The sequence below is a fragment of the uncultured Brachyspira sp. genome (assembly GCF_949287625.1).
Taxonomy (GTDB): domain Bacteria; phylum Spirochaetota; class Brachyspiria; order Brachyspirales; family Brachyspiraceae; genus Brachyspira.
The window spans coordinates 1-9,323 of the sequence record NZ_CASEGO010000115.1 but is presented as its reverse complement, the minus strand read 5'-3'; the positions used below and the strand labels follow the sequence as shown (position 1 = coordinate 9,323).

The window sequence follows — 9,323 nt, the reverse complement described above, 5'->3', positions numbered from 1 at the left end:
TTATTATTATTAATATATAATAATTAATTTATTATAAATAAATGAAAAAATCACATAAATTAATATTTTTTGTAAATTTTTTTTTAATTTTATGTACATGAAATTTGACATACAAGTTTTTTTTTCTATACTGTTTAAAAAATAGGATATAGGAGTATGTATTATGAATAATGAAGTAAAAGTAACACAAACGCTTGCAGACCCAGCACCATTTGGTTTATTCGGTCTTGCAGTAATAACATTTGTAGCTTCAACACAAAAATTAGGACTTACATCAGGATTTTCAGGGCTTATTCCTTGGGCAATATTTCTTGGATGTATAACACAATTTGTTGCGGCTATTATTGATTTCAAAAAAGAAAATGTATTTGGGGCTACAGTATTTGGTTCTTTCGGGTTATTTTGGATAGCTGTAGCTTTTATTTGGCTTACAACTTTGGGAGTATTTGGAGAAGAAATGAAAAACACTATCGACATGAGACAATTTGGGGTTGTATGTATAGCTTATTTATTTCTTGTAGGACCTTTAACTTTTGGTGCTGCTGAAGCTCATAAAGTATTATTCTTTATATTTGTTGCTGTAGACGTACTTTTAGTAGCTATGGCATTAAATTATTTAGGTATAGCAGTAAAAGAAACTCAGATAATAGCTGGTATTTCAGAACTTGCTGCTGGATTACTAGGTTTTTATGGTGCTGCTGCTGGTGTATTAAACAAAAATTTAGGAAGAGTTGTACTTCCTGTAGGAAAACCTTTAGGTATATTTAAGAAATAAGATAAAATTAGGGCATATATATAAAAGGGGCTTAATAAAAAAGCCTCTTTTTTGTTTTTTTAAAAAAAATATGATAACTAAATATTTTATTATTACGATAATAATTATGATAACAAAATCTAGTTGACATATTATTGTTTTATCTATATTATGTTGTAATAATATTATAAGGTGATTAAAGGTTATGAAATTTAAAATAGCAATTTTAACTATAGTCAATTTAATAGCATTTATAGCATTACTCTATATGTTTGATATTTTCGGAGTTGTAAATTACTACACATTAATGCGTAATAAAATAGCTCCTAATGTACCAGGATTTTTAAATAGATTCACTCAAAAGCAAAGAGTAGAAGATATGTCGCTCCTTGCAAGAGATGATTTAAATAAGATGAGAGAATCCTTTAACTTAAGAGAAAAAGATTTACAGGCTCAGGAATCTCTAATAGCAAGCAGAGCATTGGAATTAAATACTCAGTCTGAATTGATAGAACAAGACAGACAAAATCTATTAAATGCTTGGTCTAATTATCAGGCAACAATGGACGAATCTTCACAGTATCAGTTAGTACTTTCAGATTTGGCAAACAAAATCAACAGCATGCCTCCTCAAAACTCTGTAGCTTTACTTAATCAGTTAGCTGCAAACGGTTCTGATGATTTGGTAATAGATGTACTTCTCGAAATGGATTCCATAGCTGCTGCTGAAGGAAGAAACAGTACTACTTCATACCTTTTAAGTTTGATGGACGCTGCTGTTGCTGCTAGAATATTAGAGAAATATGAAGCAAGATCCAATCCTGGTAATAATACAGTACCTTCTTCACCTAATGACTTCCCATCATACTTACCTGACAATAATGATGCTATGCTTAATGACGGTATAATGGATATGGGGGCATAAAATTCTATACTGAAAATAATAAGCCGTTTCTAAATATTTTAGGAACGGCTTTTTTATTTTAAACTCATTAAATATTGACAAATAAAGGGTTATAGGGTATAACTTCATTTATTATAATTTGGAGTTTTTTATCTATGTTAATAAGATTGCTATTAATATTCGTTATTATATTTTCTTTTAATCTTTATTCTCAAAATATTAATGACAAACCCATAAAAGTAAATGAAAAATATTTTACTGAAAATGGAAATTTAAAAAACAATAGAGATCTGTCAGTTTATGCTATTAGAAAAATTAGATTTACTGACAAATCATCATATGAGATGGTAATATTAAAAAATAATTATTGGTATTATTACAGTTTATTTCAAATAGAACAAAACAATCAGTATAAATATATCGGCAATATTGCTTTTAAAAGCTATAATCAAAATATAGAAGGACTTATTTGCAATATAGTTTATAAAGACAATTATTTTACTATAGAGCATAACCTTATGTCAAACGTAAAAATGTATATAACATTTAAATATAATGATGATAAAAAAGTATATTTAGATAAAACAAGTATGATTTTACAAGCTGCAGAAAATATAAACACAGAAAATACTAATGAATTAAAAATAACCCCTAAACAATTTAACGGTAATGTAGTGCCTAATAAAACTCTATATAAAGATGTTACAATGGATATGATAGCAAAATCATTGAGCCTCGATATATAAAAAATTATATTTTAGAAATTATTAACTATAAAAAAATTTGTATTAATATTTACTGGCTTATTATAAAATACTGATGAAAAAATAATAATAAAAATGTTAGGAATTAAAATAGTATGAGAGCATTTTTAGCATTAAACTTAAATGAAGAAATAAAAAACAAATATTCCAATATTTTAAAAATAGATGAAAAAATAGCAGAATTAAAAAAAGTATCAAAAAACAAAATGCATATAACATTAGTATTTTTTGATAATATAAAAGAAGAACAAATAGAATTAATAAAAAAACAAGTAATAAACTCCTACCCTACTGTATTTAATATAAACTTTGAAAATATTTCTTACTTCACAAACAAATTCAAAGATATAAATGTAATATTTGTAAAAGCAGTAAGTGATGAATTAGAAAAATATGTAAAAGTATTGAGAGATAATTTAAATAATATAGAAAATCTTAAATACGATAAAAAAGATTTTAAATCTCATATAACATTAGCAAGAGTAAAAAGAGTATATGACAATGAAAAATTAAAAGAAAAAATTGAAGAAGTTAATAATTCATATTTCAAAAAATTATCATTCAAAGCAAATTCAATGACATTATATTCAAGCGATTTTGTAAATTATACAGAACTTTTTACTGTAGATTTTTAATATAATTTTTATTGTCATATACTTAAGAAAATTACATAATAATTACTCTATAATATAGCTGTCAACTATCTCTCCGTAGTATGCTATATGAAAATCTTTGTTTGCTCCTGATGCACTGCTTTCAACATCTCGAGGATAAAATTTCTTTATTATGTCTTCTGGTATATTATTCGAATCCTGTATCTGTTTATAAATAACTTTGCATTCAAGAGTTAAAGGAAGTTCTTTTATAGCTGGAACAGAAATAAAATTTGAATCTTCTAAAGTTAAATTGAGCTCTTTTATTTTATCAGTATCTCTTCCGGATTTTGTACCGCATACTTTTATAATATTTCTATCAGACTTATCCATGGCAATATTAACAGTAAACTCTGGATTTTCATCAAGCATAGTTCTTGTAAATCTATTCTCTCTTATAAGTATCATAAATATATTTTTATTCCACTCTACCCCCAAAGTTCCCCAGCCTATAGACATACTGTTTACTTTTCCGTTTGATTTGGTTGTTATGAGAATTCCTTTTCTCATTTCTTTTAAAATATAATTAGCATAATCCAAAACATCAATTTTCTTTTTCATTTTATTGACTCCTTAAAATACTTATTATTTATAATAAATTAAAAATAAAAAAATTGTCAGTAAATAGAATATAAAAATTAATAATTTTTTTAACAAAATGTGTAAATTACATATTAAAACTGTAATCGATTACTATTTTTTTAGTTTTTTTGATAATAAAACCAATAAATTTTATATTTTTTATTAAACACTATTGAAAACTATTATAATTATTTATATTATTTATTTTAAATTTAATAAGATTTTATAAATATTTTTAGGAGAGAAAAAATGATTACTCTAATTGAAAATAATAAAAATAGAAAACTTTTCTTTTTGAATACTGTTTCATCAAGTTTAGTTATTATGATACATGAGGATAATTATGTATTTTTACCTTACTTTGGAGCAAAGATAGAAGCTTCAGATATAGACTATATTATAGATGGTATTACAGAAGCCAACTATATGGCTGATACTGATAATAAGAAAAAATTTCAATTAGAACTTATACCTCAAATATACCCTTCATACGGCTATACAGATTTGAAAGAGCCAGCTTTTCATTTTGTTTATAAAGACGGCTCAAGAATTACAGATTTGCGTTATAAATATCATAATATATATAAAACAAAGAAAAAATTAAACGGACTTCCTACTGTACTATCAAATGATGACAGCGAAGTTTTAGAATTAACATTATTCGATGAATTAAAAAAAGTAGAAGTTATAATTACACTTGCAGTATTTGAAAAACATAATGCTTTTACAAAATCCGTTAAAGTTATAAATAAAAATCCTTCTGATGATCTGTATATAGAAAAAATAATGTCTGCAAATATTGATATTCAGGAAAGTAATTTTGAGTTTATTCATTTAGCGGGAGCTTGGGGAAGAGAATGCCATATAAAAAGAAGACGCTTAGAACAGGGAATGCAGTCTATAGGAAGTATAAGAGGAGCTTCAGGACATGGACAAAATCCATTTGCAGCTTTAATATCTCCTAATACCGATGAAAATAACGGAGAAGTTTTTGCTATGAACTTTATATACAGCGGAAACTTTATAATAAGTGCTGAAGCAGACATGCATTTAAATACAAGATTTCAAATGGGAATCAATGATTTTGACTTCGGCTGGACATTAATGCCTAATGAAGAGTTCCAAACTCCGGAAGCAGTTTTAATATATACAAATAAAGGTTTGGGCGATATGTCAAGAACTTTTCATAAATTATATCAGGATTGTTTGATGTCAAATAAATATGCTTATAAAGAACGTCCTATTTTAATTAACAGCTGGGAATCTAATTATTTTGATTTTAATAAAGAAAGTTTATTAAAACTAGCAGAAGAAGGTAAAAACATAGGAGCAGAATTATTTGTATTAGATGACGGCTGGTTTGGAAAAAGAAATGATGATAAAACATCTCTAGGCGATTGGACACCTAATGAACAAAAACTAGGCGGAAGTTTATCAAGTTTGATAGATGATATAAACAAAAAAGGTATTAGCTTTGGATTATGGGTTGAGCCAGAAATGGTATCTCCAGACAGCGATTTATTTAGAAAGCACCCAGAATGGGCTATTCATGTAAAAGGAAGAAAGATAGAGACTTCAAGACATCAATATGTTTTGGATTTAAGCAATCCAGAAGTATGCGATTATATAATAAACTTTATGACTGAACTTCTTTCTAAAAATAATATTACATATATAAAATGGGATATGAATAGAAATATTACTAACATGGGTTCATCTTATTTAAAACCAGAAAGACAGAAAGAACAGGCTCATAGATATATGCTAGGTCTTTACAGAGTGCTAGATAATATAGTCAATGGTTTTCCTAATGTACTTTTTGAAAGCTGTGCTGGAGGAGGAGGAAGATGCGATGCTGGTATGCTTTATTATATGCCTCAGGTTTGGACTAGCGATGATACAGATGCTATAGAAAGACTTGCTATACAGTACGGTGCTTCTTTGGTATATCCTTCTATATCATTGGCTTGTCATATATCAGATATTCCTAATCATCAAACAAGAAGAAAAGAGAGAATAGAAACTAGAGCTAATGTTGCTATGTGGGGAAATTTGGGACTTGAACTTAATTTAAATAAAATAAGCGAAGAAGATAAAAAAGTTATATCTCAAAAATTAGAAATATATAAAAGTATAAGAAGCACTGTTCAGTTTGGAAGTATGTACCGTTTGAAAGGACTTCATGCTCAAAATGAATATGCTTGGATGCACAAAAGTATTGATGAAGAGACTATAGTTGTAAATTATGTACAGATATGTGTAATACCTAATTTAGTAACTAAACGTTTGCGTTTAGAGGCTTTGGATTCAAAGGCAAAATATAAAGTAAATAATTCAGATAGACTTTACACAGGTGCTGAATTAATGAATGTTGGGCTTATGCTAGGTGAAATATTAGAAGATGCTTTCGCTATTCAATGGATTATAAAAAAGGTTAATTAAAAAAGTTATATATAAAAAAGCACTTTTATTTATTAAAAAATAATAACTTGATATTAAGAATAAAAACTATATAATATCAATATATAATAATAAATGGAGGTGCAAATTTATGTTAATAACTTTTTTGGGTACTGGCACTTCTGACGGCGTACCAATGATAGGCTGCAAATGTAAAGTATGCAAAAGCAAGGATAAAAGAGATAAAAGGACTCGTTCATCTATACTTATTCAGCATAATGGTAAAAACTATATAGTTGATACTTCAGCAGATTTCAGACAGCAAATGCTAAGAGAAAAAATCGGCAGTCTTAATGCGGTATTTTATACGCATGCACATGCAGATCATACTTCTGGAATAGTAGATTTAAGATCATTAAACTTTATTATGCATACTTCCATAGACTGTTACGGCAATAAAGATACTATGAATACACTTAGAGAAAAGTATGACTATTTTTTTAATCCAGTTCAGATTGGAGGAGGACTTCCTCAGGTAGTATTTCATCATATAGAAAAAGAAATGTTTTTTGATGATATAAAAGTTACTCCAATCTCTGTAAAACATGGCATTTTAAATATATTAGGATACAGATTCAATAATTTTACTTATATAACTGATGCAAGCAGTATAAGCGATGAAAGTTTAAAACAGATAGAAGGAACTGAAATTCTAGTTTTAAACGGCTTAAGATACAGACCTCATCATACTCATTTATCATTACAGGAATCTGTAAATATAGCAGATAAACTCGGGGTAAAAAAAGCATATTTTACACATATGACACATGATGTTTTGCATAGACATTTAGAAAGAGAACTTCCTTCAAATATGCATCCTGCCTATGACGGACTTAAAATAGAAATTTAATAAAAAATATAAAAGGCTGAAACTTCTATAAAAAGCTTCAGCCCAAAATAATATTAAGAATATATAATTAATTATTAATAAGCTGCTAGTATATACCTAAATGACTATAATTTGTCAAAAATTAATTTTTTAAATTTAAAATATTTGCAGGTCTTCACAGTCGTGCCCGCTCTGCGTGCCGACGGAGTCCACCTTTGGTGTCGGCAACCCCACTTCTTTTGTGACGCTGTCCGCCTGTGGCGAAAGTGCAAATCTAAAAATAATACTAAATAGTACTAATTATGTCTTACATGTAGAATAAACTATTAAATTTAACCTGAAATGCAGCCTTTGCGATTGCATATTTATATCCAAAATGATGATTTATACCACATATAAAACATTATTTTGATGATTAATAAATTGTAAAAATTTTATATATAATATTGTTAAGTACTTTTGAAACAAGTCTATTATTTGTTATTATTATATATATATTTTTTTCCTCTTAATATATCTTCAGATAATATTTTTTGAGCATGATTTACTATATATGAAGTGCTGTCTTTTTTTACTTCTATTTTTTTTATGCTTCCATTATCATTAGTATAGAAAGCATTATAATATCTTATAATATTATCAATCTTATCTTTATATAAAAGAGATATTATAGAGTTAGTATAATTTGCCTTTGTATTTGCCGCTACAAACATAGGAATATTTTCTGGAGGAAATCCGTCTTCTTCAAATTTATAAGCCCCGTTTGTACCGTTCCATATTAACATAGGAGATACTGTATTATCATTAAAGAAATCTTCTTTTATATCATTATCTATAGATGAGTTTTCTATTATTGTTTTTAAATACGGATATAAGTGATCATGTTTAAATATTATAATTGCATCAGGATATTTTTCTAATATAGTATCTCTTGTATCTATTATATCTTTAGCTGCTAATGCCGAGTTTTCCATAGTCTCTATAAGTACTGGTATATCTTTTTTATTTATTTTCTCCATCAATCTTTTATTGTTTTCATATACATTCAAATCATTTGAAACATGGCTTCCAGCATGCCCCATAAATGTAAAACCTGCCAAAAATATAGGCTTATCATAATTATTAGTTTTTATATAATTTTTTATATTGGTAAGTCCCAAACTGAAAACTACTTCCTCCATTCCAATATTTGGAAGTAATGCATCAAGATAATAAGTCACTCCTGATTCTTCTAATGCTATTGTATGATATCCGTTATCTTTCATAATATAAGGCAAAGCTGAATATATAGGAGTTTTTTGTTTTTTAGGAAATAAAGGCGAAGAAGCTATAAGACCAGATGTTCTTGCAAATAAACTTCCGTAGCTGTCATTAGGTCCCACTCTTGTAGAATTGCCTGCCCATTCTCTGTATTCTTTGGGAAAAGGATCTTTATCCATAAGAGGAAGAAAATGTTTATAGTCATAGAATGATTCCATAAATATCACAAATACATCTCTTTTTTTATTTGTATCATATGGAAGTATTAAGTTTGATATATCTCTTTTATTTTGAATGTCTGTTAATAATTTCAATGCCTCTTCAACACTTTCTTTATCTGCTTTTGCTTCTACAGACTTATCATATGATATTCTATAGCTTATAGTATTTATAATGCCGTATTTATTTGCTATGTCATTATAGTCAGCATATATTGAATTAATTTTTACAGGTCTGAAAAATGATATATAAGTTACAAGAGCAACTATTATTGTCATTATAACAGCTTTTTTTACATTTGTTTTATACATTTTATAAAGGCCGTATATAAAGTACAAAGCATAAGCAAGTAATAGTCCGAAATAAAGAGCTGTTGCCGTAATAGTAATTATCTGCATATATAGCGGAAGCACCTCTATAAGAGAAGGATACATGTCCGGCATGTCAGTAAAAAACAAAGGTTTTGCTTCTATTGTCATGCCTAATGGTTCTATTGTAAAAAAAGAAAATACTGCAACTATTATAAAAAAGTATGAAGTTAATTTATTTTTATTTGAAAGTATATATGATATTATTGAAAATACATATACATAAATTATATCTATAATGCTGAAATTCATTTTATTTACAGAGAACATTGGAAATATTAATTGAGTTATAGAATAGTACATTACTATTATCAATATTAATGATATTATCAAAAAACTATTATTTTTTAATGTATTGTATTTCATGTTATTATCCGAAGTATAAAATATATTAATGTTAAATTATACTAAAAATTCTTAAGTTTGTCAATTTTTTTTATTGTTCTTTTTCCCGCCGCAAAAAGAACCAAAAAGTGCAAGTATTAAAATTATTATTAAATCGTACTAATTATGTTTTATATGTAGGATAA

At 27.1% G+C, this 9,323-nt stretch carries 8 protein-coding genes; 6 read left to right on the top strand and 2 right to left on the bottom strand.

What is annotated here, in order from left to right:
• Positions 1–163: 163 nt before the first annotated feature.
• The 4 genes from Q1X91_RS13620 (at position 164) to thpR (ending at position 3,057) form a co-directional block, all read left to right on the top strand.
• Complete coding sequence (locus Q1X91_RS13620; protein ID WP_300758676.1) at positions 164–775, top strand: acetate uptake transporter; 612 nt, start codon at positions 164–166, stop codon at positions 773–775.
• A 184-nt stretch (positions 776–959) separates the two neighbouring features.
• Positions 960–1,679: a flagellar protein FlbB gene (locus Q1X91_RS13615; RefSeq protein ID WP_300758674.1), complete on the top strand. Its 720-nt coding sequence runs from the start codon at positions 960–962 to the stop codon at positions 1,677–1,679.
• Between the two features lie 134 nt (positions 1,680–1,813).
• The gene (locus Q1X91_RS13610) at positions 1,814–2,404 is read left to right on the top strand and encodes a hypothetical protein (RefSeq protein WP_300758668.1); all 591 of its coding nucleotides are present in this window, start codon (positions 1,814–1,816) and stop codon (positions 2,402–2,404) included.
• 113 nt (positions 2,405–2,517) lie between these two features.
• Positions 2,518–3,057: an RNA 2',3'-cyclic phosphodiesterase gene (thpR, locus tag Q1X91_RS13605; RefSeq protein ID WP_300758665.1), complete on the top strand. Its 540-nt coding sequence runs from the start codon at positions 2,518–2,520 to the stop codon at positions 3,055–3,057.
• Between the two features lie 42 nt (positions 3,058–3,099).
• On the opposite strand, the gene Q1X91_RS13600 is transcribed toward thpR, so the two are convergent.
• A complete protein-coding gene (locus Q1X91_RS13600; protein ID WP_300758662.1) occupies positions 3,100–3,636 on the bottom strand; it encodes a flavin reductase in 537 nt (178 codons plus the stop codon).
• 270 nt (positions 3,637–3,906) lie between these two features.
• On the opposite strand from Q1X91_RS13600, the gene Q1X91_RS13595 reads away from it, so the two are divergent.
• Positions 3,907–6,099 (top strand): alpha-galactosidase, encoded by a 2,193-nt coding sequence (locus tag Q1X91_RS13595; protein ID WP_300758659.1) that lies wholly within the window; start codon positions 3,907–3,909, stop codon positions 6,097–6,099.
• 109 nt (positions 6,100–6,208) lie between these two features.
• Positions 6,209–6,967, top strand: coding sequence for an MBL fold metallo-hydrolase (locus Q1X91_RS13590; RefSeq protein WP_300758656.1), 759 nt, complete (start codon positions 6,209–6,211; stop codon positions 6,965–6,967).
• A 452-nt stretch (positions 6,968–7,419) separates the two neighbouring features.
• Here the strand turns inward: Q1X91_RS13590 and Q1X91_RS13585 are convergent, their stop codons facing one another.
• On the bottom strand, positions 7,420–9,159 hold the full coding sequence (locus Q1X91_RS13585) for a sulfatase (RefSeq protein WP_300758653.1): 1,740 nt from the start codon (positions 9,157–9,159) through the stop codon (positions 7,420–7,422).
• Positions 9,160–9,323: the final 164 nt, after the last annotated feature.